At 67.0% G+C, this 724-nt stretch carries 1 protein-coding gene; it reads left to right on the top strand.

What is annotated here, in order from left to right; all coding sequences use genetic code 11:
- The first annotated feature begins 102 nt into the window (after positions 1–102).
- Positions 103–504 (top strand): replication initiator, encoded by a 402-nt coding sequence (locus tag F6Q13_RS18630; RefSeq protein ID WP_367141373.1) that lies wholly within the window; start codon positions 103–105, stop codon positions 502–504.
- Positions 505–724 lie beyond the last annotated feature (220 nt).

Genomic DNA, 724 nt, shown 5'->3' with positions numbered 1-724 from the left:
CTTGACTTTCGCAGTTATGCGGCGGCTGCGGCGCAGGCCAGTTCGTAGTCTCGGTATTTGTGGCTCTACGCGGCCAAGCGCGGTAATCGGCCTCGCAGTGATGTGGCTAAGTATGTGTGCAAGTCGGTGGCCGAGTTCGGGCTGGCACCGCAGCGCATCTCGCCGATGGCGATCGAGGCTCTCAACGTGCGCGAGCATATCCGCGCCATCTTGTGCACGCTGCGCGATCTGGCGGGCCTGCCCGGCTACGGGCCGATGCTGGCCTGGTTGCACACGCTGGGCTATCGCGGCCACGTTGCCTCCAGATCGCAGCGATTCTCGACCACCATGGCCGCGCTGCGCGCCCGCCGAGCAGCCTGGCACCGCCAGCACCCCGGCGCCGCTGAGCCGACCCGGTCGTGCGGTGATGGTTCCGACGACAACCGGGTCATCGGCTGGCGGCTGCAACAGCGGGGCGTGCCCGTGAACATCGGCTTGTCGCCAGCGTCGAGTACACCGACTTGATCGCCGCCGAAACCGAAAATAGCTGGGCTGCAGCCTAACCGTCGCCCAGTGTGATGGGCCGCAGTGCGGTCGCCACCACGTGTTCACACGCGCCAGACGGGTTGGACCCGGCCGATGTCCAGGCGGCGCGCACCCGGTGTGCCCGGTGCGATGACCGCGTGATCCAACACAGCTTTGATGATCGCCTGCTGGCGACCCAGGTCCAGATCAGCCCATCCCG

Origin of the sequence: Mycobacterium sp. (assembly GCF_008709575.1) — a bacterium.
In the GTDB taxonomy this organism is placed as follows: Bacteria; Actinomycetota; Actinomycetes; order Mycobacteriales; family Mycobacteriaceae; genus Mycobacterium.
This window is presented reverse-complemented; position numbering and strand designations above follow the sequence as displayed.